Origin of the sequence: Variovorax sp. HW608, from assembly GCF_900090195.1 — a bacterium.
GTDB lineage: Bacteria > Pseudomonadota > Gammaproteobacteria > Burkholderiales > Burkholderiaceae_C > Variovorax.
The window spans coordinates 7,266,128-7,289,004 of the sequence record NZ_LT607803.1; the positions used below are offsets into that span (position 1 = coordinate 7,266,128).

21 protein-coding genes are annotated in these 22,877 nt (G+C 67.4%); all 21 read right to left on the minus strand.

The annotated features are described in order from the left end of the window. Nucleotides 1–35 precede the first annotated feature (35 nt). A complete protein-coding gene (locus VAR608DRAFT_RS34395; protein ID WP_088958133.1) occupies nt 36–257 on the minus strand; it encodes a hypothetical protein in 222 nt (73 codons plus the stop codon). After that, the gene (locus tag VAR608DRAFT_RS37715) at nt 250–2,181 is read right to left on the minus strand and encodes a hypothetical protein (RefSeq protein WP_197700441.1); all 1,932 of its coding nucleotides are present in this window, start codon (nt 2,179–2,181) and stop codon (nt 250–252) included. Before VAR608DRAFT_RS37715 ends, VAR608DRAFT_RS34395 begins: the two co-directional genes overlap by 8 nt. Nucleotides 2,182–2,184: 3 nt before the next feature. After that, entirely contained in the window at nt 2,185–2,574 is a 390-nt protein-coding gene (locus VAR608DRAFT_RS34405) for a hypothetical protein (protein WP_088958134.1), read from the minus strand. Further along, nucleotides 2,571–3,551 (minus strand): hypothetical protein, encoded by a 981-nt coding sequence (locus VAR608DRAFT_RS34410; RefSeq protein ID WP_088958135.1) that lies wholly within the window; start codon nt 3,549–3,551, stop codon nt 2,571–2,573. Before VAR608DRAFT_RS34410 ends, VAR608DRAFT_RS34405 begins: the two co-directional genes overlap by 4 nt. A gap of 3 nt (nt 3,552–3,554) precedes the next feature. Continuing rightward, entirely contained in the window at nt 3,555–4,820 is a 1,266-nt protein-coding gene (locus tag VAR608DRAFT_RS34415) for a hypothetical protein (RefSeq protein WP_088958136.1), read from the minus strand. Nucleotides 4,821–4,830: 10 nt separating this feature from the next. Continuing rightward, complete coding sequence (locus VAR608DRAFT_RS34420; protein WP_088958137.1) at nt 4,831–8,436, minus strand: hypothetical protein; 3,606 nt, start codon at nt 8,434–8,436, stop codon at nt 4,831–4,833. A gap of 16 nt (nt 8,437–8,452) precedes the next feature. Further along, nucleotides 8,453–8,860, minus strand: coding sequence for a hypothetical protein (locus tag VAR608DRAFT_RS34425; RefSeq protein ID WP_088958138.1), 408 nt, complete (start codon nt 8,858–8,860; stop codon nt 8,453–8,455). Nucleotides 8,861–8,893: 33 nt separating this feature from the next. Further along, the gene (locus VAR608DRAFT_RS34430) at nt 8,894–12,934 is read right to left on the minus strand and encodes a tape measure protein (protein ID WP_088958139.1); all 4,041 of its coding nucleotides are present in this window, start codon (nt 12,932–12,934) and stop codon (nt 8,894–8,896) included. A 2-nt stretch (nt 12,935–12,936) separates the two neighbouring features. Then, nucleotides 12,937–13,581 (minus strand): DUF6441 family protein, encoded by a 645-nt coding sequence (locus VAR608DRAFT_RS34435; RefSeq protein ID WP_088958140.1) that lies wholly within the window; start codon nt 13,579–13,581, stop codon nt 12,937–12,939. 180 nt (nt 13,582–13,761) lie between these two features. After that, a complete protein-coding gene (locus VAR608DRAFT_RS34445; RefSeq protein ID WP_088958141.1) occupies nt 13,762–14,151 on the minus strand; it encodes a hypothetical protein in 390 nt (129 codons plus the stop codon). Between the two features lie 16 nt (nt 14,152–14,167). After that, nucleotides 14,168–14,920: a hypothetical protein gene (locus tag VAR608DRAFT_RS34450; RefSeq protein WP_088958142.1), complete on the minus strand. Its 753-nt coding sequence runs from the start codon at nt 14,918–14,920 to the stop codon at nt 14,168–14,170. Further along, a complete protein-coding gene (locus tag VAR608DRAFT_RS34455) occupies nt 14,917–15,135 on the minus strand; it encodes a DUF7210 family protein (protein ID WP_088958143.1) in 219 nt (72 codons plus the stop codon). Before VAR608DRAFT_RS34455 ends, VAR608DRAFT_RS34450 begins: the two co-directional genes overlap by 4 nt. A 5-nt stretch (nt 15,136–15,140) precedes the next feature. Beyond that, nucleotides 15,141–15,587, minus strand: coding sequence for a hypothetical protein (locus tag VAR608DRAFT_RS34460; RefSeq protein ID WP_088958144.1), 447 nt, complete (start codon nt 15,585–15,587; stop codon nt 15,141–15,143). A gap of 4 nt (nt 15,588–15,591) precedes the next feature. After that, the gene (locus VAR608DRAFT_RS34465; RefSeq protein WP_088958145.1) at nt 15,592–15,894 is read right to left on the minus strand and encodes a head-tail joining protein; all 303 of its coding nucleotides are present in this window, start codon (nt 15,892–15,894) and stop codon (nt 15,592–15,594) included. Further along, nucleotides 15,894–16,898 (minus strand): major capsid protein, encoded by a 1,005-nt coding sequence (locus VAR608DRAFT_RS34470; protein ID WP_088958146.1) that lies wholly within the window; start codon nt 16,896–16,898, stop codon nt 15,894–15,896. Before VAR608DRAFT_RS34470 ends, VAR608DRAFT_RS34465 begins: the two co-directional genes overlap by 1 nt. 2 nt (nt 16,899–16,900) lie before the next feature. Beyond that, on the minus strand, nt 16,901–17,278 hold the full coding sequence (locus VAR608DRAFT_RS34475; protein ID WP_088958147.1) for a head decoration protein: 378 nt from the start codon (nt 17,276–17,278) through the stop codon (nt 16,901–16,903). Between the two features lies 1 nt (nt 17,279). Then, nucleotides 17,280–18,512, minus strand: coding sequence for a S49 family peptidase (locus VAR608DRAFT_RS34480; RefSeq protein ID WP_088958148.1), 1,233 nt, complete (start codon nt 18,510–18,512; stop codon nt 17,280–17,282). 34 nt (nt 18,513–18,546) lie between these two features. Beyond that, nucleotides 18,547–20,070: a phage portal protein gene (locus VAR608DRAFT_RS34485; protein ID WP_088958149.1), complete on the minus strand. Its 1,524-nt coding sequence runs from the start codon at nt 20,068–20,070 to the stop codon at nt 18,547–18,549. Nucleotide 20,071: 1 nt separating this feature from the next. Continuing rightward, on the minus strand, nt 20,072–20,275 hold the full coding sequence (locus tag VAR608DRAFT_RS34490) for a phage head-tail joining protein (protein ID WP_088958150.1): 204 nt from the start codon (nt 20,273–20,275) through the stop codon (nt 20,072–20,074). A 10-nt stretch (nt 20,276–20,285) separates the two neighbouring features. After that, a complete protein-coding gene (locus VAR608DRAFT_RS34495) occupies nt 20,286–22,253 on the minus strand; it encodes a phage terminase large subunit family protein (RefSeq protein ID WP_088958151.1) in 1,968 nt (655 codons plus the stop codon). Then, complete coding sequence (locus tag VAR608DRAFT_RS34500; RefSeq protein ID WP_088958152.1) at nt 22,253–22,807, minus strand: elements of external origin; 555 nt, start codon at nt 22,805–22,807, stop codon at nt 22,253–22,255. The genes VAR608DRAFT_RS34495 and VAR608DRAFT_RS34500 overlap by 1 nt, the downstream gene beginning before the upstream one ends. Nucleotides 22,808–22,877 lie beyond the last annotated feature (70 nt).

The following is a 22,877-nucleotide window of genomic DNA, read 5'->3' on the forward strand; positions in this document are numbered from 1 at the left end:
GGGTTTCAGGGTTGAACGAGGGTCGAGGGAACGGTTTAGATGTCGATGACTTCCATCGGCAGCGACGGCGCAACGCCCTCGACCACGTCGTCGCGCACGAACACGGTTTGCCCGACGGTGGCGTTGCCACGCGCGCGGATCAGGCCGCCACCGGGCAGCACCACCAAGGCGACGCCCGCGCCGACTTCGAGCACGGTGCCCGCTTGCAGCGGCGCGTCGGGCAGCAACTGCCGGAACTGCTGGTAAAGGTTATGCATGGCTCTGCACTCCAAGGGTCTGCCAGACTTCCGGCAAGCCAGCTTCAATGCGCGTCGAACGCACGATGCCCAGCCGCGCCACGCCGCCGTCCTGATAGGCGACGAACGCGCCCGGTTCGATGATTCCGGTTTCGGGCAGCACCGGCAGGCGCAGCGTCACCTCGATCTGGCGGCCCGTGTCCGACAGCACCGCGATGCCGCGTTGACGCGCCGCCGCCGCTTGGGTGATGAGCGCATCCACCACCATCGGCGCGAGTACGTCGCCAGCCGTGCCGGTGCGTGTGACCTGACCGAGCACGCCGGTTTCCTGCCCCGCCACGAACACGCGGTTGTAGGCGGGCTTGTCGATCCAGCGCAGCGATTCGCGCGCGACCGTGTCCACCGGCAGCACGAAGTCCGGCGTCACGTCGTTCCACCAGTCCCACGGCACGACCGGATAGCGGTGGCGCACGCGCAGAATCTTCTCGGACGGATGCGGCAGCAGGTAGCCACCCGCCGCACCGACGATGGTGGTCAGCGCCTCGATCCACGTCCCTTGCTTGGCGAACACGCCGGTGGGCACCAGCCAGTCGGTCAGCGCCCAATCCACCGTCCAGCCCAGCGGGATGCCGTTGAAGGTGAGCACGTCGTCCATCAACTGCTGCGCGCTGCGCGGCTCGGTGTTGGCGAAGGCGATCACCGGAGCGTAGGGTGCTGCCAGCGCCGCGCTGCGGCCGCGCCCGGAGATGCGGATGCTGGCGTCGCCGAACACGCGCTCGCGGCTCAGGTTCTCGGCCAGCACATGGAAGGCCGTGCCGTTGACCGTGGCGATCAGCTCCATGGGCGTCGCACCCTCGGCGGGCACGACCAGTGATTCGGCAATCAGCGGCAGCGTGGCCTCGAAGCCCCACGCCCACGAATCGGCGTCCAGCGACAGCGACAAGCCCAGCACCGGCACCGGCGTGCCATCGGGCCAGCGCGTCAGCGTCACCTCATTGATCACGAAATACACCCTCCGGATGGGAACGGGCACCGACCCGGCATCCGGGTTGTCGTGGTGCTCGCAGACGAACAACAGGTCGCCGTCGATGGCAGCGTCCTCGGTGAACAGCAGGTGCGCGTTCGGCACGTAGCAGGCCGGAGCCACCGGCGGCACGAACGGCACCGGCGGATGGCGGCCCGGCAGCGGGCGCATCGCCGCCTGCCAGAACGCCGACCACCAGCGGCGCAGATAGGCCGCGCTCTGGATTTCCTCGGCGTGGAAGTGCCCGCCATGCCGCCGCGCCTCCTCGTAGCGCGAGATGGCCGCGAATCGGCGGTCGCGCCAGCCGTCCTGATGCCGGATTGCCCAGCGCAGCCATTCGGCGTGGACGGCCTCCTCGAAGGCCGAGCTGCGCGCCGTGCGCAGCCGGATCGCGTCGCCGTGTCCCGTACGCACGCCGGGTTGCACCGGCACGGCCTCTTGGTGCCACGCCCGGTTGGCCACGGGCGCGCGCACGCGCGTGCTATTGCGACGGTTCTCCACGCCCGCCACCCGTGGGCCAGCCGCCTGCCACGGCGCGCGTGTGGGCCCGTGTTCGCGCACGGTGGCCTCGCGCCGATCCTCGGCCCCTGCGTCGTGACTGGCGGCGTGCCGCCAGCGAGTCGCGCTCTGGCCGGTGACCGGGCGCACCGCGTAGGACAGGTAGCGCGTCTCGGCCGCCATCGCCAGCGGCGGGAAGGCTCCGGCCAGCGCCACATCCGTGTCCGTGACCGCCTGCGCCGCGAACACCAGCGCAGGCAGCGTGGCCGCCACGGCGATGTCGGTGAGCGCCGCCGTGCTCGCGCTGAAGGTGAGCGCGGGCAGCGTCGCCATCAGCGCCGCGTTCGCATTCAGGATAGCGGTGGCAGTGAAGCTCAGTTCCGGCAGCGTCGCGGCGAGGGTGACATCGCCGGGTTCGCTCATGGGCTACCCCAGCAGACCGGACACGATGCGGGTGTAGCCCCCGGCGTACAGCGTGGTGGATGGCAAGCGCAGCTCGCCCGTGCCGTTCTGGTCGGACACGTCGCAATCCCATGCCAGCGCGCCGTCGCCGTTGACGATGCGCGCCCAGGTCGCTTGGCCGCTGGTTTCGATCAGGGCTTCTCCGGTGGGCGTGACCGTCAACAGGCCGTCGGCGACTTCGCCGATGGGTTCGACCAGCAGGATGGTCGAGAGCAGGTTGCCAGTCGGCGTCCCGCCCAGGGCCGGGCGCGCGCCGTCGTAGATGCGGACGCTGGCGTTGGTCGTTCCAATGGCGAGGAAGTTGATGACGGCACCGAGGCGGTAGTCGTTGAGCGCGGTGGAAATCTGGATCACGGGGACGTCTCCGTCATGGGTTGCGCGCGCAGGTTGTCGGCGACGACCGCGCGGTGCTGTCGTTCGTGGCCGAAGGCGATGACGAGGTAGCGCGGCTCGGCGTCGATGTGGTCGAACGAATACGCGCCGGTGGCCGCGTCGCTCCACGTCTCGCGCACCACGACGTAGGTGGCTTGGTCGATCAGCAACACGCGCCGCCGCAGCGGCGCATTGGCGATGACGCCCTTCACGCGGTGCTTCACCGTGCCCGCGATGCGGTAGCCGCCGTGGTAGTAGTGGTTGCGGTTTCCGATCAGCGGGCGCAGGCCACGATGAACGTAACGTTGGGCCGCCGCGTTTTCCGGAACGAGGATGCGGTGCGCGAGTGCGACCGGCAGACGGCGATGCGCGGGAACCGGCGCGCCCTCCAGCGCGGTAGGCGTGTCGCCGGCAACGCGATGCACGCGCAGCGTGATGCCGTAACCGAAGATGCAAGGCCGGAACGACGCATACCACCGCTTGTAGTCCCGCCAGACGACGGCACCATCGACCGAAAGCTGCAACAGCCACACGCCCAGATTGGCTTGGCGCTTCACGTCCAGCCGGATCGTGCGGCGCGCACCGACGACGGCCCAGCCCGCCCAGGCTTCGGCGATCTGCTCGTATTCGGAGCCGCCGCTTGTCCAGTACGAGTGATACCAGTTGCCTTGCCACACGGCCAAGCGATAGCCCTCGTAGGTGGCCACGCCCGTCCAGAGCCAGAAGCCGAAGTGCGGCGGCGGCGCGGCCGAGGCGACGATCTCCACGTCCATCTCGAACCAGAAGTCCGTGGTCAGCGGCGCATCGTTGAGCCGCCAGAAGTTCTGGGCGTTGTTGAACACCAGATCGGCGGCCTGCTGTGCCTCGCTCCACGTCGCCGTGATGCCGCCACCCCCGCCGTTGGTGGCGAAGCCGGACGGGATGCCGGTGACGAAATCCTGCTCGAACGGATAGGTCACGACTCACGGCCTCCACGGCCCGGTGATGTCGAATACGAAGCCGCTGGTGTTGGCTTCGCTGGCGTAGTCCATCGTGACGTAGAGGAACTTGCGATCCTCGTAGCCAATGACGTTGTCGATCATTACCAGATGGCCGTATGGCTGGTTCTGGTGAACCCAGAACATCCCCGGCAGCGTGCCGCGCAGGTGGCCGCTGCCTTCGCGCAGGTAGATCGGGTGCAGGATCAGGCCGTAGTCCGGGCCGTTCGGGAACGGGATGGCACCGGAGCGCCCGGAGACGTTCTGGCCGTTCTGATCGTTGAGCGAGAACATCCCGAGGCGCACGTTGCCGCCGATCTGGGTGTAGTCGCGCATGCACACCTTGCCGGTGGTGTCGTGCGAATAAGCGCTCTTGGCGTCGTCCGACGGGTAGCTGTAGCCAGTCCAGCTCACCTGTTGGTAGCGCTCGGACGAGATCAGATAGGACGCGAAGTTGTCGCCGGGCTTGTAGCTGTCGAAGTCCGTGAAGGCGTGCAGGATGCGCTTGTCGCCGCCGTAGCCCGATGAATTGGTGAGGAAGAAGCCTCGGTCGTCGCCGACCAGAACCCAGCTGCGACCCCAGCTGCCGTTGTCACCGCCGCTTTCGTTGTATTGCTGGCGCGCGTAGTACCACTTGAACCAGCCCGCGTACATCGCCGTGCCGCTGCCCGTGGGCACTTCGTTGCGCGTCGGCTCACTGGGCGTGTATGGGGCTCGGGCACCGACGAAGGTGTCGATGTCGGACATTCCCTCGGCGATGGTGACGCGCCCGAACTTCGCCCAGCTCGTCGTGTAGCCTGCGGGCAGACTGTCGTCCACGCGGAAGTAGTGCCGGTTCGACAGCGGATTCTGGCTGCGGTAGACGCGCTTGTTGGTGCCCGTGAACACGATCTCGAAGCCCAGCGGCGCGATCTTCATCGTGATGCTGGTCTGCGCGGTCGCGGGCGAGGCCGGTTCGCCTTCGACGCGGAAGCTCACGGTGGTCGAGGTGATGCCCGTGACCGTGAACTCGCCGTTGTAGGACTGCTGGTCGCAGCCCTCGACCCGCACCACCTGATCGACCACGAAGCCGTGACCCGTGCCGATGGTCGCGGTGGCGATATCGCCCGTGCGCGTGAGCGCCGTCACCGTCTTGAGGTTGAAGCCGTTGACGAGGCAGGCGTCGAGCAGCGCGGTCAGGCTGCCCCAGTTGTTGGTCAGCACCGGCGCTCCTGCAAAAGCGTTGTGCATCCATTTGACCTTGTTGCTCATGGCGTTCCTCTCAAGGACGATCCACGTCGCCGCGCACCAGCAAGGTGAACGAGTCGTTGGTGACGGTTTCCGGGCCTTGCTGGATGGTGCGGACGACCCACACCGGGAACAGCGCGCCCGTGGTGTTGAAGCGCAGCACGTTGCCTGTCGCCCAGCCGGAACCCCAGCCGATGGCAGCCAGCGTGAAGTACGGCTTGCCGGTGGCCGGGTTGGTCGGCGCGATGTCGCTGGCCGTGGTGCCGGTGGCGATCACGCCGACGTGCTCGCCGATGACGTTGAACGAAGTGGCGTTGGTGAACTGGATCGCCCAGCGTTCGGTGATCGCGCCCGCGTTGGTGACCACGATGGGTGCCAGCACGTCGTTGTAGGTGGCGGTCGCCGCGCTGCCGCTGATGGCATCGGCGAACGTCCCGTTCCACGAGCCTTGGTCGAAGAGGTTGGAGACGTAGGCACGCAGGTCGCCCGACACCAGCGCCGAGGAAACGTGCGAGCCGACCGGATAGTCGTGGGTGATCTGGCGCGTGAAGGTCAGCCGACCGGAGATCTGCACGTCCGACACCTGTGCCATGTCCTCGATGCGGTGCTCGACGGTGATCGGCTGCACGAGGCCGGTGACCACGCCGAAGGTGACGGTTCCGGCTTCGAGGTCAGCGGTGTAGCCCGCCGTGACGACTTGCCCATTGCCGTCGAGCACGCGCACGCGCGACAGGCGCACGCGACCGCAGTCCACGATCTGTCCGCTGGTGGCGGTGATCGGCCCGACCGTGGCCGTGTGGCCGACCACGGCGAAGTCGCCCGCGCGGAAGATCGGCACACGTCCATCTTGCGGCAGCCGCACCGGGTCGAGGCCGATGATGTCGGCGTCCAGCGGCAGATAGGAATACGCGACCGCGTTGTATTTGATGGTGTCGGCGAACACCGGCACCGGTTTGAAGATCTTCGGGACGCCGTCGATGGTGACGACGGCTTGAGGGTCGTACCAGATTTCGCCCTCGTTCCCGGCGGCGACGACCCACGAACCGAAACGTACGCGCACCACGCCGGTTTCGTAGTCGATGGTGCCGAGCACCTCCGTGCCGGTGATGTCGCCATTGTTGTTGGCGCTGACGTTGATCGTGCCGCCGGTCAGCCGCGTGGCGAGGATTTGCAGGCTCGAAGGCCGCACCGGCGAAGCCGGGATGCGGAAGGTCACTTCATCGACCGGCGTGCCGTCCAGCGTGGTGAGCAGCGAGCGTAGCGCCACCGCGTTCGAGGCGGCGGGCACCCACGCCGTGATGCTGGCCGCGCCGTTGGCATAGTTGATGCCGCCCGCCAGCGTTGCCGCGCCCGTCACCGGGTTCAAGTCGTAGTAGAGGCTGCCCAGCCGGTCGAAGTAAGTCTTGCCGCCCAGCGTGAAGTTGATGCTGCCCGGCACGATGTTCTCGGCGAAGCTGGGCGTGAGGTCGATGGCCAGCGCACCCGCCGTGAAGCTGTCGTTCGACGAGTTCGACGTGCCCGCCGCGCGGAAGCGCACCTTCGCCAAGCCGGATTCATCGACCGGCATCGAGGCACCCGCCGTGATGTATTCCCAATGCGAGAACAGGTTGCGGTACACCGGCACCACCGCGCCGTCCGCGTTGCGCGTCCAGCCGATGCGGGCGACGCTGTAACGCGCGACCGGGATGCGCACGGTCGTGTCCGGCACGAAATGGACAACGCCGGTGCTGTAGTTCACCGTGCCGAAGGACGTGCCCTGCGGGTCGCGCAGCACGCCGAGGCCGTCGTCCTTGACGATCTTGATCGGATCGACCGAGCGGATGAGTTGCAGCTCGGCGGGCGTGGTCGAGATGTATTCGTAGAGGTCGATCAGCAGGTTCCACTCTAGATCGACCGAACCGGGGATCAGGCCGTCGAACGCGACCTCCACGTCGATGCTGCCGTCGCCGTTGCGCAGCGGCGCATGGAATTCCTCCTCGTTGGGCGGCCCCCACGTGTAGGCGACGCCGTAGGTCTGGCCGCCCGCAGGCAGGGTCGAGGGCGTGATCTGAATCAGGCCCGTCTGGTAGTTGATCGTGCCGGTGGCGTTCCCGCTGATCCCGCCCTTGCCATCGTCGGTCGCGCTGCGCGCCGCGCCATCGTTCCAAGTGATGGTCACCGACCCCGGCGTGACGCCCGTGTTCGTCAACTGGAAGGCCACCGACGGCGGCGCGATGGTGCTGCCGGCGCGGTTGAAGTAGTTGGCCTTGCCGCCCCACGCATAGACGATCTCGCTGCCCACGTCCGGCAACGCGCCCAGCGTCACGGCCACCGTGCCCGTGGTGTAGCTGACCGTGCCGACGCCGTACTCCGGACTGGCACCCTTCAACACGCCCGCGCAGTTGTCGCGCAGGTCATACCACTTGCCCTGCGCGCGGTAGCTCACTTGGATCGTTCCCGGCGACGGGCTGGGCACGATGGTCAGGATGTAGTTGTAGGAGCGGTTCTCGATGTCCACCCGGATGCCCGCCGTGTCGGCCACGCGGATCGGCGCGGCGGCGGGCCGGAAGGTAATGGTCTTGGTGCCCGAATAGGTCGGCGCGCTCGACGCCAGCGTGATCAGGCCGCGCCCGTAGCTGATCGTGCCGACCACGGTCGCGCCGGACATCAGGTCGCCGCCGTTATCGACGAGGGTCGCACCGCTGACGCTGATGGACAGCGAGCCGGGTTGGATGGCATTGCCGACCGACAGCGCAGTCGAGGCGTTGAAGGCGACGGTCGAGGTGTAGGACACCGTGCCGTTGTCGGATTCGATCAGGGTTTCGGAGGTGCCACCCGCCGTCAGGTCGAGCAGCGGCGTTTCGGTCTGCGCCGAGGGCACGAGCTGCGTGAACACGCTGGAGACGCTGGCGGCGACATCGCCGATGGACACCGCCTGGGTGGTCTTGACCACGCCGCAATACTTGGCGGCGTCGGCCACCACGGTGTCGCGGGTCTTGGTCTTGCCCGACGCCATCGTGAACAGGCGCTCCGGCGGGGAGCCGGGGAAGTCGTAGCGCAGCGCGTCGGACAGATCGCAGGTGACGACCACCGCTTGGTAGTCCACGACGCTGCCGCCGGAGCTGTAGCTGAACGTACGCGTCTCCGACTCGATGCGGGTGATCCGGATGTACTGCGAATACTCGTTGGCCAGGCCCTCGTTCATCACGAGGAACAGGGTCTTGCCGATGGTCGGCAGCTCCGCGCCCACGCGCTGGAACAACTGGATGCTGCGCTGGCCCGCAATGTGGTTCTCCAGCAGGAATCCGTTCCACATCGAACCCTTGTTGAGATAGGCCTCGATGCGGTCGCGCGCGTTGGTGCGGCGGTCGAACACCGACTCGGTGGAGAAGATGGTGACGGCCACGCGCGGATCGCCGGGCGGGTCGGACACCACCACGTTGCCGCCCAGATAGGTGTCGGTTGTGTCGGTCTGGATGCTGGCGAACACCTTGCGCAGGTTCACGCGTCCGCCCGCGCGATCCAGCTCCGAGATGTCGTTGAACAGCGAGTTGCTCGCGCCGTCCACAATGACGTTGGCGGTGGGCGCGCCGCCGCCTTCGGCGACGTCGTCCATCACCTGACTTGCGACCAGCTTCACGTCGCCGACAAGAATGGGCATGGAAATCTCCGGTGGATCAGATCTGCATCAGCCGCAAGGTGATGCGGTAGAAATCGGTGTCGGCCTGTGCGGGAAAGCCCAGCACGGGTTCGGCGTCGACGGCGGTGTCGGCGTGGCGGAACGCCACCGTGAACACCCGCGCATCGCGCAGCGTCAGTTCGAAGCGGCCACCGGTCGCCGTCAGCGGCGCGGCGGCCCAGCCGTGCAGCGCGGCCACGGTCGCGCGCGTCACCCACGCCATGTCCGAGGGGCCGACCAGCGTGATCGGGCGGCCCGCCTGCCGCGTCGCCGACTGCACCAGCAGCGCGCCGGTGAGCAGGTAGGACACGGCAGTGACGGCGGGCGACCAAGCGTGCTCGTCGCTCCACAGCAAGTCGTCGGGCAATGGCAGAGCCACCCCGGTGGCGAGGTTCTTCAGTTGCATCGGTGGAAACTCGAAAAAGGGTCGCCGGGCCCGTCAGGCCGTTCTGGCGCGCGCCGCGTCCAGCAGTTGCAAGAGGCGCGCTTCGTCGCGCGCATCGATGGATGCATCGACCTTGCTGCCACCCGCCGCCAATTCCACGCGCACGGTGCGCGCGGGCGCGCTGGCGTCGTTCAAGGCCGGGCGCGTCACGTTCGCCCCGAGGGGCTGCACCAAGCCACCGCTTGCGAAGCCCTGCACACCGGCCAGCGTGCGGCCCGCCAAGGCCTGCGCGGGCGCGGCCAAGCTGTTGATGGCCTCGAAGAATCCCGCGCCGAAGCGCGCGACCGCGCTGCGGTTCACCACGAACTCGCCGGGCGTGAGCATCGCGGGCACGGTGTCCGACTTCGCCAGCCCGCCGCGCGCGAGGAACTGGCCGTCCAGACTTTCCATGTAGTCGATCAGCTCGCGTTCGAGGTCTTTGCCATAAACCAGCGGTTGCGCCATCGCCGAACGCCATGTCTGCTTGATGCGTTCCAGGTTCTGGCGCTCGTTGCCGGTGAGCGTTTTGCGGCCGATGAAGCCCTCCAGCGCGCGCCGATCCTCCTGCGCCTGCTTGCCGTAGCTCTCCATCGTTTTCCAGCGCATGTCGAGGCTGACCGACGCACCGTAGTTCCATTCCAGCCAGCGCGAGTATTCGTCCATGCCCTGCAGGCCGAGGTCGATCATCTTCAAGGCCTCGACCGCGTCGCGGTTGCGTTTGGGCGTGCTGGTCTTGCCGTCCGGATCGGTGCCGATGGAGCCGATGCTGCCCAACGAGGCGACGCGTCCGCCGACCGCGAAGTGGGTGACACCTTTGGCAAGACGCGCCAGCGCGCCGCTGCCGTACTTGCGCACCGCCGCCTTGCGGATGACGAAGGCTCCGGCATCGAGCGCGCGCGGCACGGTGTCGTGGTGGCCGGAACCGGGCACGGTGCCGCCGGACAGACGCGGGAACGAGGGCAAGACCGCGCCGCCGTCGGCGAAGCGCCGCACGCCGCCGACCAGCCCGCCCGTGGCGTTGGTCTCCACCTTCGTCACGTAGATCGTGTGCGTGCTCGAGGTGTTCATCCCGTTCAGGCTCTGAATCTCGGCGCGCGCCGCATCGGCGTTGCTGTTGACCGCGTGGCGCGATTCGGTCTGGATGCGGTCGAGCGCGCGGATCATGCCGTCGACGTTGGTGATCGCCGCCTGCGCTTTCTCGGTCGCCACCTTCAACTCAAACTGCGCGTTCTGGTCGGCATAAGTCTTGAGCTTGTCCAGTGCCTCGCGCGCCTTGCCGACATCGGCATCGACCGGCAGCGTCTTGCCTTCCTTGAGCAGTTGCTCGTATTCCTTGAGCTTCTTCTCCGCCTCCTGCAAGTCGGCTTGGATCTGGAGCAAGTACTGCTTCTCGGCCAGCGCCTTGTCCAGATCGGCAATCGCCTGATCGAAGCGCGTGGTGTCCGCGCTCAAGGTCACCTTCAGGCCGTCACTGAGCTTGGCGCTGATCTCGGCGATCTTGGCTTGGGTCTGCGCCAGCGTCTGCGCGATCTGGTCGCGCGCGCTGGTGGCCGCCTGCGCCGCCGTGCGGTGCGCGTTGGCTTCGGCGTCGAGCGACTGGTTGAGGATGTCCTCGGACTGGCGGATGCGGTCGATGGCGTCAGCCACGCCTTGCTTGCCCTGCGCGGCCTGCGTATCGGCTTCGCGGGCTTTCTGGGCGGCGTCGGCGCGCAGTTGCGCCGCCTGCCGTTCCAGCGCGTCGGCCTGTGCATACTCCTCGCGCCGCCGCGCCTCACGCGCCTGCGATTCAAGTTGCGCTGCCTGCGTGACCGCCTGTTCGGACTGCTTGCGCGCTTCCTCGGCACGCTTGGCCTCGCTGGTCTGGCTGCTGGCGACCTGCGCGGCCATGTCCATTGCCTTCTGCGCGAGCTGGCGCGCGTGTTCCAGTTCGCCGTTGGCCAGCGCCTGCCGCGCCTGTTCCTGCATCTCCGCGATCTGGCGCTTGCGATCCTCGGTGGCCTCAAACTCCGTCATCCCCTGACGGCGGATGTCGCGGATGCGCTCCTCCGTCGTCATCGACAACTGGCGCTTGGCCTCCTCGATGCGCTGGATTTCCGCGAGATGCCGGTTGGCCTCGGCGTTGAGCGCGTCGATGTGCTGGCGGTATTCAGCCAGCGCCGTCGCCAGCGTCTGGCGCTTGGTGGCGAGGATGTCGTTCTCGACGCGCTGCACGTTGGCCGCGCGTTCGGCCTCCGTCTGCCCCTGCCGCGCCGCCGCGTCGCGCCGGGCCTGCGATTCCTGATCGATCAGGGTCAGGGTTTCGGTGGTGGCGTTGCGGCGCAGCGTCGCCTGCTGCGTCAGGGCTTCGGTGAGCAGCTGCGTGGACTGCGTGATCTTGGCGGTTTCGGACTGGCGCGTGAGTTCCAGTTCCGCCTTTTCCTGCTCGTAGCGGTTCTTCACCGCCAGCACTTGCTGCGACAGGCTGGCCTCGACCTGCGCGGTCAGCCCCTTGTAGGCTTCGGCCATCTTCGCGGTGGCGTCGCTGACCGTGGCCTGTGCCTTGCCGACCGACTGCTCGACCTCGCCCAGACGACCCTTCAGCTTTTCCAGCGCGGCGTGAACCGCCTCGATGCCGCGCCCGACCGCTTCCTGCGTGCCTTGCCGCACGGCTTCGAGCCGCTTGGCGATTTCCTCGGCGGCGGTCGCGGCGGAGTTCATCGCGCCCCGCGCCGCGTTCGCGCCTTCGGTGGCGTCGGCGTACATCTCGCCGAAGATGCGGTTCATCTCCGCGAGGCGTTCCTCGTGGCGCTTGGTGGCTTCGGCGATGGTGTCGGAGGTGAAGACGGCGGCGAACACCTCCCACTGGAAGCGCAGGTGCTCAATGCCCTTCATCAGCACCTCGACCATGAAAATGCCCGCCTTGCGGACGATCTCGAATTTCTCCGACAGCCACGTGCCGATCTCCCAGCCGATGATGGCCGCGCCGAGGACGCCGAAGGCCACGCGCAGCTTGCCGACCGTGGCAATGGCGTTGGAGAGCGACAGATTCGCCGTTGCCCACGCCGCCGCCGTGGTGCTGGCAGCCGTCACCGCCGCTGCGCCCGCTGTCTGCCACGCGATGATGAGCGCCGGGATCAACCGGTAGACCAGCACCGCGAGGCCGACCTCGGCGATGCGCGTGAGCCACTTCATCACCGTGTCGAGGTTTTCCGCGAGCCACGTCAGCGCCTTCGCCAGCTTCTCGGTGAAGCCGGTGGATTCGTCGAGACGGCTGATCCATTGGCCGAAAGCATTGGACAGACGCGTGAAGGCTTGGCCGACGGTCTGCGGCAGTTGTGCGTATTCGCTGGCGAGCTTGTCCTTCTGGCTCATCAGCGCGTTGACCACCACGTCGGCGGTCAGCCGTCCTTCCTCGGCTAGCTTGCGCAGCCGACCGATGGGGGCGTTCAGGCCGTCGGCCAGCGCCTGCGCCAAGCGCGGGCTGTTCTCGACGACCGAGTTGAATTCCTCGCCGCGCAGCACGCCGGAGGCCAGTGCCTGCCCGAATTGCAGCAGGGACGACTGCGCTTCGGTCGCCGACGCACCCGACAGGCGCAACGCCTGCGAGATGCTTTCGGTGATGGTGAGCGCGTCCTTCTGCTCGCCGCCCAACATCCGCACCGCCTGCTGGAGCTTGCCGTAGAGGGTGGCGGTTTCCTGGATCGGCACGCCGATGCGCTGGGCGATGGCGAACAGTTCCTTCTGCGCGACCATGTACTCGCGCTGGCCTGCGGTGGCGAGCTTCAGGCGCGCGGACATCATGTTCCACGCATCGGCGATCTGGACGATCTCCTGCACCTTGCCTGCCGCCCAGTTGATGGTCAGGAAGGCCAGCACTTGCGTCTTGGCCTTGGAGATCTGATCGCCGAAGGCCGACACCCCGGCCTTGACCTCAGCCATCCCGGCGGCGGCCTTGTCGCCTGCGGTCTTGGCGCTGGACGACAGCTCGCCCAGGCTGCGCTCGGCGGAAGTGATGGCGCGCTTGAGCCCCTCGTCCGCGCCTTCCAGCGCGACGAGCACGGAAATCCGGTTCGCCATGATCAGTCCACCACGCGAAGCTGCTTTTCGATGGACGCCGTCAGGCGCGGGATGCGGCCCGCGACCAGTCGTTCGACGTCGAGCCGCTTCTTCAAGACCACGCGCGGCACCAGCACGGCGATGGGCACGTCCGCGCCGCGTTTGATGCGCTTGACGCCCTCGGCCTTGCGGTAGCGGCGCTTGAAGCCGGAGAGCACGCGGTCGTGTTCTGCGATGTTCTCGGCCATCAGCACGATGTTCCCCTTTGCGTTCTTGATGAAATAGGCATTGCCGCCGCGCATCAGCTCGGCGATCTGCGCCTTGAAGCGTTTGCGGCCCACGCGACCGTGCAGCGGAATCAGCATCCGGCCCGCGATCTGGCCGCCGTGTTCGTGGATGCCCGACCACGGGATGCGCGAGCCGACGTAGAGCGCGGGCAGCCGGTTCTTGTCCTTGTCGAGCACCTTCGCGGTGAAGCCCTTGACGAAGGACTTCTTGACCACCGCCATCTGACCCGCGACGTGGCTGCGCACGTTCTGCTTCAGGTCGGCAGCCTCACTGGCGATGCCGCGCACGACCGCCTTCTTGACCTTCTCGCGGAACTCGCCGCCCCAACGGCGCAACTGCGCCTGCGCGGCCTGGCTATCGATGCGAACCGAGATGCGCACGGTCTTGGAGCCTGTCGAGGGTCTGGTCGAGGCGGCGCGAATCGCCGCGCGTGCCGATGGCGATCAGCGAGAGCAGCCGCGCATCGCATGCGGCGTCCTCCCGCATCGTGGCGGCCGCGAAACCGCGCAACTGCGCCAGCGTGTAGTCCAGGATGTCCGGCAGCCGGTGGCCGTGGGCGATCAGGTGCTGGACGGCGTCGAACCAGCCACCACGGTCGCGCTCGTCCGCGCGATCAGGCCGTCGAGGCGTGGCATCACCGTCCGGGTAAAAAAATCCGCGTTCACCTCGATCACCTTGGCCGCGAGCAGGATGGCCTCGTCGGCGTCGAGCGCATCGACCCACGCGCGCGGCTTGCCGATGGCAATCGACACCGCCGACAGCAGGTCGTCGCCGCGCTCGCCGAACAGCGCGAGCCAGTCGATGCGGTCGCGGCCGATCTGCTGCATCACCGGCGTGATGGCGCGCAGGAAAGCGGGCATCTGCCCGACCTTCAGCGGTTTGATGGCGACGGTTTCACCCGCGAGCGTGATCTCGAAGGCTTGCGGAACGAGCTTGTCCAGATCACTCATGGTTGCCTCACGTCATTCACAGCTGGACGATGCGGCCGAACTGGCCCAGCACCGCGTCGTAGGGTTTGGTGGTGTCGGCCAGCAGCGAGCCTTCCAGCTCGAACTTGTTGTATTCGTCCGAGATGAAGGAGATTTCCTTCAGCGGATCGAAGGCCACGCGGTACAGCTCGACCAGCACCTTCGCGTTGCCCTGCGCGGTGTTGATGCCTTCCAGCCGCAAATACCGCTCCGGCACCGACTGCGTGAAGATGCCGATCTCGGTGGCCGCGCCGTAGGTGTAGGCGGCCTTGAACGGCCCTGTGAAGCCGGTGACATCCAGAAATTGGAGAGCACCGAAGTCGGTGTCCACCGTGTAGTGCGTGCCTGCGGTCAGCGTCGCGGGCGTGCCCGCCGAATCGGTGACCACCACCGCCGACACCTTCGGGTGCGCGAGGAAGTAGCGGTCGCCCACGACCGGCGTCGCCCCGCCGATGGTTTCGGCGGTCACCGAGCCGGTGGTGCCGGTGATGTGGTTGCCGTACAGGGCGAGTGCGAGGTTTTCCTTCGTGAACTCCTCGATGGTGAGGTTCACGGTGGCCGATTTCTGCTTGACCATCCGGTGGTCGAGCGACCGCTGGCCGGTCTGGCTCTCGAAGTGCTCCAGCACTTCGGTCTTGAGCGAGAGCTTCAGCTCGGCGACGTTGCCGGGAGAGCGCACTTCGATGGGAAGACCGGCTTCGTCGCGCTTGCCGAGGAAGACACGGCCCTGAAAACTGGCGTAGGTGCTCATGATTTGGATTCCTTGCGTTGGGTGGTTTTGGGTTCGACAGGCGTGCCGTCACCTTCCGATTGCGGCGCGAGGGCGGGCTGGGGCTGGCGGTCGTGGCGCGCGATGCCGTTGGCGATGAGCCAGTCGGCGGTGCCGCTGTTCACGTCGAGCCGCTCGCCCGCCTTGAAGGGTTTGCCCGCGTGGGTGTGCGGGCGGGTCAAGACGATGGAGGTCATGGGTCTCATCCGTTGGTTGAAAGATCGGTGTCGAGCGTCCGGTAGGTGATCGCGTAGCGCGCCGGGATCGAGGCAGCCACCGCGTCTGCGTCCTCGACGTCCCACTCGCAGTCCTGCTCGCGGATGCCGAGGCACAAGCCGCCCAGATTCCCGTCGGCCAGCAGCGCGGCGTGCGCTGCGGTGAGCAGCCGGTCGGCCTCGGTTTCAGGGATCGCGGGCGGCACCGCGCGCGCCAGCGCCACGAGGCGCACGGTCAACACGCGCGTGACGCGGTCGTTGGCGCGCTCGGTGATGGCGTCGGATTCGGGGAACACCACCAGCGCCGGGGATTGCTCCCGGCTGATGGCCACCGTGGGCGAACGGTGCAGCGTGGCTCCGAGCGATTCCACCGGCGTGCGGACAGCATCGAGCACCGCGAGCAGAATCCGCTCGCGGATCGAGTTGGCGGCCATAGCGTCAGCGCCTCGTCAGCTTGGCGCGCATCTCCGAGCCGTCACCCACGGCCCGGACATCGCGCACCTGATAGGCCACGCCATTGATCTCCACCGAGTCACGCGCGGCAAGGCCCACGAACACCGACGCCGGATACGTGATCGCGTGATCGGTGTTCAGGGCCAAGCCGTCGAGCACGGTGTCGTCGGGTGCTCCGAACCCGACCCGTGCCTCCTGCGGCGCGACACCGCCGGAGGGTTGCCAGATGCAATCCTTCAGCAGGCCCACGTTCGACGCGGCCTCGTAGATCTGCTCGACGATGCCCATCACGCCACCGTCAGCTTCACCAGCACACCGGGGCGATGGCACATCGGCAGCGGGTTGGACTGCGTGTGCAAATCGGTGCCACGGTCGAACTTGCGGGGCTCCTGCTTCGCATACAGCGGCTGGCCGACCGTGTTGACGGTTTCGTTGAAGTCCGCCGGGGCGAAGTAGGTGCCGAAGGTGTCGATGGTGCCCAGCGGGAAGGCGTGCGCCTCGCCGGCAGCGATGAAGCGGCGCACGGTGCCGCTGGCATCGGTGGCCTGGCCCCGGTACTCCTCGAAGGTGATGCCGCCGTAGGTGAAGCCGCGACGGATGTCGTTGATGAGGATCGCGCCGTTCTGCCAGTTCTCGAAAGCCTTCTCGACCTTGGCGTGGCCGGTGAGCGCGGCGAAGAACTCCGGCGAGCACAGGCAATGGACGCCGTTCATGAACTCGCCCTTGAGGTTGTCCTCGATGGTGGACAGCACCGTGCCGCACTTGGCTTTGACGTTGGTCGTCGAAGTGCCAAGCTCGAACGACACCGTCTGCGGCGTGATCTCGAAGGCATCGAACAGATCCACCAGCTCCGAGCCGTCGGCGTCGAGGATCACGCCCTTGAGCGCGCCCATGCGCAGGTGTTCCAGCGTGATGGCGTGCTTGTTGCGCATCGTCTCCAGATGGCGCGCGATGACGCCAGCGACCGTCTCGGTTTCGGTCTCCGAACCGAAGGCACGGATGCCTTGCACCTCTTCGGGCAGTACCACGTCGTCGTGCGGGATGTGCGGCACGACGAACGAGCGCAGATTGCGCTTGCCACGCTTGCCGACCGTGCCGGGCGAACCCGGCGGCAGCGTCGGCAACAGGTTGAGCACGCCGTTCATTTCCTCGACAACGATCTGGCGTTGACGCACCGGCTTCGCGGGCATCAGGTTCAGTTCTTCCAGACGCCCGTAGCGGTTCGGCAGGATGTTGATGGCGGCGGTCAGCGCGGCCATCGAGAACGCGGGATTGCTGAAGGGGTTGTTCATGATCAGGCTCCTTGACGGACGAGCACGCCCAGCGCCTTCAGTTGCGCGATGGCGGCGAGTTTTTCGGCGTTGGTGATGGCTCCGGGCCACGCGAGCGCGTGGTCGGCGACGATGGCGTGGCGCGCGACGATCAGGCCGTCATCGCGGTCGGCCAGCGTCGCGTCGCAGGCTTGCAGCAGGACGCCCGCGGCGACCTGCGTGCCATCGGTGGCGGACGGATCGATCTGCGTGAACTTGCCGGTGGCGGTAACGATGCCGACGACCGCGCCCAGCGACAGGTTCTGACCGGAAGCGACCGTGACGCGATCACGCGAGTAGAGGTTGGGCGCTTCGTACTTGAGCAGGTCGCCCAGATTCAGCGGTTCGGTGATGGCAGGCATTTCAGATCTCCTTCTTGGTGGACCGCGCCGCGAGCTGCTTGGCCGCGTCGATCAGCGGGTTGCTGGCCGCAGGACGCACAGCGTCGGGCGCGATGCGGCTGACGATTTCGGGACTGGCTTCGGCCTGTGCGGCCAGCAGCCGGCTGCGCACCGTGGCGGGTGCGGTGTTGGTTTCGAGGAAACCCGCGATCAGGTCGGCGCGGCCGGCGAGCGTGCAGGTCTGCGCGATCTCAATGGCGTCGGCCGCGTTCAACGTGGCGGCGGCGGACGGTTGAGGAGGACTGACAACAGGATCAGCAAGAGGCCGATCAAGAGCAGCGGGGTCGGATCGTTCATTCATGGAAGACTCCATCGGGTGGTTGCGAAGAAGGCCCGCTTGGCTGGCCGAAGCCACCTGAGTCGGGAGTGGGGAAAGCGATTGCGTGAGCTGCGAAAGCGCGTCGTCGAAGCCGCCGACTGCATCGGCAAGGCCTGCGGCGATGGCATCCGGGCCGAAGAACAGACCCGCTTCGGTGGCGCGCACGGCATCGGCGTCGAGGCCGCGATGGCGCGCGACCGTCTCGACGAACAGGTCGTAGACGCGATGCACCTCGGTTTTCAGGACGGCATGCGCTTCGTCGGAGATCGGCTCGTGCGGGTTGAGGTCGTTCTTGCGCTCGCCCGCGAACACGGCGGTGTAGCGAACGCCGTCCTTTGCGTCCTTCACCGACTGGTCGATGTGCATGGCGATGACACCAATCGATCCGACGCCGCCGGTGCGCGCGACGAACACGCGGCTCGCGGCGGACGCCAGCGCGTAGGCCGCTGAGAAGGCCATGTCGTTGGCCACGGCCCATACCGGCTTCACCTGCGCCGCCGCGCGGATGCGGTCGGCCAGATCGAACACGCCGCCGGATTCGCCGCCGGGCGAATCGACGTCCAGCAGGATCGCGGCGACCTCGGGGCTCGCGAGCGCGGCGTCCAGTTGCGCGGCGATGCCGGTGTAGCTGGCGAGGCCCGACTCGGCTTCGAGGCCGGAGGTGCGGCGCACCAGCGTGCCGTAGATCGGAATGACGGCGACTTTGCCGTTGGGGGGCGTCGGCGCACGCGCTGCAGGCGTGTAGCCCACGGGCGCGGCGAGATCGGCGACGCCGATGCGCGCGCCGAGCACGGAGAGGATGACGTCGAGTTTCGGGCGATGGATCGCCAGCGGCACGCCAAAGAGGCGCGCCGCCAGATGTGGCAGCACGGTCATGGGAATCCTTCGGGGAAAGCGGTCAAGTGGCCAGTCAGGGAAGCGGACTGCCGCCGGTGGTGTCGGGCGCGATGGCGTTGCGGTTGGGTTCCGCGCTGCCGCCGTCCTTCGACGTGTAGCGAGGGTCGGAATCGAAGATCAGGCCCAGGTCGTCGGCGCGCTTGTTGTCGGCGGCGATCTCACGGTCGACGTCTTCGGCGTCGTAGCCGTTGGCCGAGATGGCTTCGGAACGGCTCATCAGACCAGCGCGGATCGCCAGCAGCATGGCCTTGTATTCCTTCTCCGGATCGACCCACTGCCAGCCCTGTGGAATCCACTTCACCGCGAGGTACTGGCGGCGGCGCGCAGGTCCGCCGCGCGCGAAACCCGGCGCATCGAGCGCACCCGCGAGCAAGGCCTGCTTCATCCATGTCGCCCACACCGGACGGCACATCTGATGCACCAGCACCGAGTGCTGCACCATCTCGCAGCGGCGGCGGAATTCCAGCAGCCCTCCGCGGATGGACGAGTAGTTCACACCCGTCAGGTCGCCGGTCAGTTGCTCGTAGGTGATGCCGATGGCGGCGGCGACCGCGCGGAACTGCGTGCGCAGGAACTCGGAGTACGAACCGCCCACGTCGGCCGGATCGGAGAACTTGATGTCCTCGCCCGGCTCCAGAATCTGCAAGGTGCCCGGTTCGAGGCCTGCCAGCGCGATGCCATCGCCGTTGGCCGCGCCTTCGCCCATCAGGTTGTCTTCGGGGTTCTGGCGCGTGACGAAGCCCGCGAACATCGCGGCGGTCTTCTTGCGCACCAGTTCGGCGTCGTCGTACTGATCCAGTTCGTTGAGCTTGACCAGCGCGCGCGACAGCCACGGCTCACCGCGAATCTGGCCGGGACGCAGCACGCGGTATAGATGGATGACTTCGCGCGCGTCGATGCGCACCGTCTCCATGCCGCCTTGGCCGGACATCGGTGCAAGCATCCCGTCTTCCGGATGCGAGCGGTACAGGTGGTACGCGACGCGGCGGCCCAGCGCATCGAACTCGATGCCCGAGCGCACAACATTGCCCGACGGTAGATCGGTGTTGAGGTGGATCGGCAGGTGCTCCGATTCCAGCAACTGAAGCTGCAAGGGCACCGCCAAGCCATCTTCCGGGCGGCGCGGGCGCAGCCGGATCAGGCATTCGCCGCCTTCGAGCATCGAGCGGCATGCCAAGGCTTGCAGGCCGTAAAAATCGGTCTGGCCCGCCGCGTCGGCTTCCTCCGTCCAGTCGCGCCACAGCGCCTGCACGTCGGCCTTGAACTGCTCGTCATCCGACAGGCTCTGCGGCTTGATGCCGGTGCCGACGGCGTTGGCGACGAAGGCATCGAGCGCGGCCTGGGCCCACGCATTGCGGCGCACGAGGTCGCGGCTCTTGATGCGCAGGTCGGTGTGGGTGGCGAGCATCGCGGCGATCGCACCAGGATTGCCGGGCATCCATGCCAGCGAGCGTCGGCCCCGGCCTGCGGTTTCATGCACCGGCTGTCCGATGGAATTGCCGAACAGGCGGCGCATGGTTTGGGCAAACCACGCCATGTCAGAAGCCCTTGCCCGTGGTGACACGGATCTGGCGTTTGGGCGTGCCGTTGCTGCGCGCGATCTCGGCCTCGACCGTGCGAATCGCCGCTTGCAGTTCGGCGACGCTGCGGTACTCGACCGTCTTGTCGCCGAAGCTCACGCGCCGCTCGCCAGTGGCCAGCGCGCGCTTTAGCGCATCGAGTTGGGTGGTGGTGTAGGCCAAGGGTCTTCTCTCATCGGGTCAACCAGCGGCTCTTGATCACGCGCCGGCCGCCATTGCGGGTGCCAGAAACAGAAAGGCCACCGCTGTGGGTGGCCTCGTCGGGTTGCATCGGTTCGAGCGGCGGTGGATCGTCCGGTGGGCGTTCCATGCCGAGTTGCCGCTCCAGTTCGCGCCAGTGGCGCTCCTCGAAGCGATCCAGCCCTGCCGCCGCTGCGGCGGCGCGGGCGTAGACGTAGCAGTCGAGCGCCTCGTTGCGCTCGCGCATCTTTTGCCATTCGCGCACGGCGAAGCCGTTGCGGTCGCGGCGGGTGATCAGTTGCTCGGCGCAGAGTTGCTGGATGAACTCTGCGTCGATCTTGGGCAGGTGGACGAAGCCAGCCGGATACGTCGCGGTGACGCCGTCCTCGCTGACGTTGGCCGCCTTGCGCAAGTTGTTGTAAAGCTCCAGCTTGGCGATGCCGACCGCGACCGTGAACACTTTGATGCCCCGGCGCAGACGCTTGCCATCACGCGACACATCGACCGCCGTCGGCGTGCCGATCAGCGCCGCGCCTCGTGCCGCGCCCTTGACCGCCATCACGCGCGCATCGCGGCTGGCGCGAACGAAGGCGTAGGCCTCCTGCGTCGCAAAGCCGGTGTCGAGCGCGAAGCGCGCCAGCGGCATCGCCGCGCCCGCGGCGTGCGTCCACGTCTCATCGAGCATTTCGGCCAGCCGGTTCCACACCTGCTCGCGGGCGGTGTCGCCCATCAGCACGCGGTGTTCGACCAGCCACGCTTCCTTGCCGCGACCGAAGGCCCAGACGGATGCTTCGATGCGATCCTTCTGCACGTCCGCGCCGCCGACCAGCAGCAGGCCGCCCAGCGGCACTCCGCCGATGCGGTAATCCTCGCGGCGCTCGACCAGACGCTGCCAGTCAGGCGTTTCGCCTTCCTCGACCCATGTCTCGCCGAGTTCGGTGTTCTTGAAAGTCTTGATGGCCGCCGCCGAACCGGATTCCTTGCTGACGGCAGCCTCCCAGGCTGCGGCGATGTCACGCCACGCGCGCCAGCCCACCGGCGAATACAGGCTCGACAGGTGAAAGCCCGTGGTCTTGCCCGTGCCGTCCACCGTCGCACGCCACTCGCCGTGTTCGAGCATCCACGTCTTGTGGTGCTCGGCAATCGCGGTGTCGCAGGATTCGCAGATGTAGGCCGCCGTCCCCGGCGCGTTCTTGTCCCAGCGCAGCTGCTCGAAGCGCAGCCACTGCCGGTGTGAGCAATGCGGGCACGGCACGAAGTAGCGGCGCTGGTCGCTGGCCTCGTACTCGCGCTCGATGGCGGACGCGCCGGAGATCGTCGGCGTGGAGACGATGAAGATCTTGCGTCGCGCAAAGGTGCGCGTGCGCGCCTCCGCCAGCGAGATCGCATCGCCTTCGCCATCGACGTCCAGCGGATAGCCGTCCACCTCGTCGAGGAACAGATACCGCACCGGCATCGAGCGCAGGCCGACCGCGCTGTTCGCGCCCGTCATCACCAATACGCCGCCGCGAAACTCCTTCGCCAGAATCGTGTTGCCCGAATCACGCGAGCGCGCCGGAGCGATCAGCTCGGCCAGCGCGGGCGATTCCTCGATCAGCGGATCGATGCGCTGCTTCGAGTTTCGCTTGGCCATCTCTACCGTCGGCCACACGGCCATCATCGGGCCGGGCGCGTGGTGGATGACGTAGCCGATCCAATTCGATCCCATCTCGGTCGCGCCGAGCTGGGCGGCCTTCATGAACACCACGCGCTCGACCGGCGAGGTCGGCGACAGGCAATCCATGATGGCCTTCAAGTACGGCGTGCGGCTGGTGCGCCAGCGTCCCGGTTCGGCGGACGCCTTGCTGGAGAGCGTCCGATGCCGATCCGACCATTCCGACACGGTGAGCAGCGGATCGGGCGTCAAGCCTTCGCGCCACGCGCGTTCGATTTCGGCAGCACCTTCGTAGTCGATGTCCATCAGTCCACGCGGGGGCGCAGATCGCCCAGTTCCTGCAAGTGCTCGCGCACGGCGGCCTCCAGCGCGACGTGCATCGTGTGCGGATCGACGCCGAGCTTGGCGGCCATCTGCGCCGAGACGCGCGCGGGCCAGTTGAGCCAGGCATCGCGCTCGGCGCGCGCCAGCTTGAAGACGTGGGCGATGGCCTGATTTCGGTCGACCAGTTCACCCTTGAGCCGCGCCAGCCGAACCTTGTTCGTCTGCGCCTTGACCACCTCGTTGACCGTGCGCGCCTGAAGCAGTGACGCGCCGCCGGTGGGCAAGGTGGCCTGACCGTCGCCCGCAGGGGCGACGGGCGCGGCATTGGCCGTTTCCGGCGGCACGGCGGCCTTGACGGCGCGGGCGCGTGTGCCGGTACGGGGGGCCTCGGTGTTACGCGCCCACTCCGCATCGGCGCGTTCCGGGTCAAGGGTTCCGTCGGCCTCTGGCGTGACGCGCCCAACCGCGATGGCCTTGCGCACCGCCGCGTCGGATACGCCCCGGTGGCGCGCGTAGGCGCGAATCGAGATTCCCATCGGCACCTTCAATCATTCGTTCGTCCTTCGTCGAGAAAGAGCTTGGCTTCCATCGGGAACAGCGCGTTCA

What these genes read in the sequence shown, in the direction of transcription:
- VAR608DRAFT_RS37715 (WP_197700441.1), bottom strand. Translation starts at nt 2,181, where the DNA reads ATGAGCGAACCCGGCGATGTCACCCTCGCCGCGACGCTGCCGGAACTG.
- VAR608DRAFT_RS34460 (WP_088958144.1), bottom strand. Translation starts at nt 15,587, where the DNA reads ATGGCCGCCAACTCGATCCGCGAGCGGATTCTGCTCGCGGTGCTCGAT.
- VAR608DRAFT_RS34480 (WP_088958148.1), bottom strand. Translation starts at nt 18,512, where the DNA reads ATGACCGTGCTGCCACATCTGGCGGCGCGCCTCTTTGGCGTGCCGCTG.
- VAR608DRAFT_RS34500 (WP_088958152.1), bottom strand. Translation starts at nt 22,807, where the DNA reads ATGGGAATCTCGATTCGCGCCTACGCGCGCCACCGGGGCGTATCCGAC.
- VAR608DRAFT_RS34430 (WP_088958139.1), bottom strand. Translation starts at nt 12,934, where the DNA reads ATGGCGAACCGGATTTCCGTGCTCGTCGCGCTGGAAGGCGCGGACGAG.
- VAR608DRAFT_RS34415 (WP_088958136.1), bottom strand. Translation starts at nt 4,820, where the DNA reads ATGAGCAACAAGGTCAAATGGATGCACAACGCTTTTGCAGGAGCGCCG.
- VAR608DRAFT_RS34475 (WP_088958147.1), bottom strand. Translation starts at nt 17,278, where the DNA reads ATGCCTGCCATCACCGAACCGCTGAATCTGGGCGACCTGCTCAAGTAC.
- VAR608DRAFT_RS34425 (WP_088958138.1), bottom strand. Translation starts at nt 8,860, where the DNA reads ATGCAACTGAAGAACCTCGCCACCGGGGTGGCTCTGCCATTGCCCGAC.
- VAR608DRAFT_RS34395 (WP_088958133.1), bottom strand. Translation starts at nt 257, where the DNA reads ATGCATAACCTTTACCAGCAGTTCCGGCAGTTGCTGCCCGACGCGCCG.
- VAR608DRAFT_RS34445 (WP_088958141.1), bottom strand. Translation starts at nt 14,151, where the DNA reads ATGAGTGATCTGGACAAGCTCGTTCCGCAAGCCTTCGAGATCACGCTC.
- VAR608DRAFT_RS34495 (WP_088958151.1), bottom strand. Translation starts at nt 22,253, where the DNA reads ATGGACATCGACTACGAAGGTGCTGCCGAAATCGAACGCGCGTGGCGC.
- VAR608DRAFT_RS34470 (WP_088958146.1), bottom strand. Translation starts at nt 16,898, where the DNA reads ATGAACAACCCCTTCAGCAATCCCGCGTTCTCGATGGCCGCGCTGACC.
- VAR608DRAFT_RS34420 (WP_088958137.1), bottom strand. Translation starts at nt 8,436, where the DNA reads ATGCCCATTCTTGTCGGCGACGTGAAGCTGGTCGCAAGTCAGGTGATG.
- VAR608DRAFT_RS34450 (WP_088958142.1), bottom strand. Translation starts at nt 14,920, where the DNA reads ATGAGCACCTACGCCAGTTTTCAGGGCCGTGTCTTCCTCGGCAAGCGC.
- VAR608DRAFT_RS34455 (WP_088958143.1), bottom strand. Translation starts at nt 15,135, where the DNA reads ATGACCTCCATCGTCTTGACCCGCCCGCACACCCACGCGGGCAAACCC.
- VAR608DRAFT_RS34465 (WP_088958145.1), bottom strand. Translation starts at nt 15,894, where the DNA reads ATGGGCATCGTCGAGCAGATCTACGAGGCCGCGTCGAACGTGGGCCTG.
- VAR608DRAFT_RS34485 (WP_088958149.1), bottom strand. Translation starts at nt 20,070, where the DNA reads ATGGCGTGGTTTGCCCAAACCATGCGCCGCCTGTTCGGCAATTCCATC.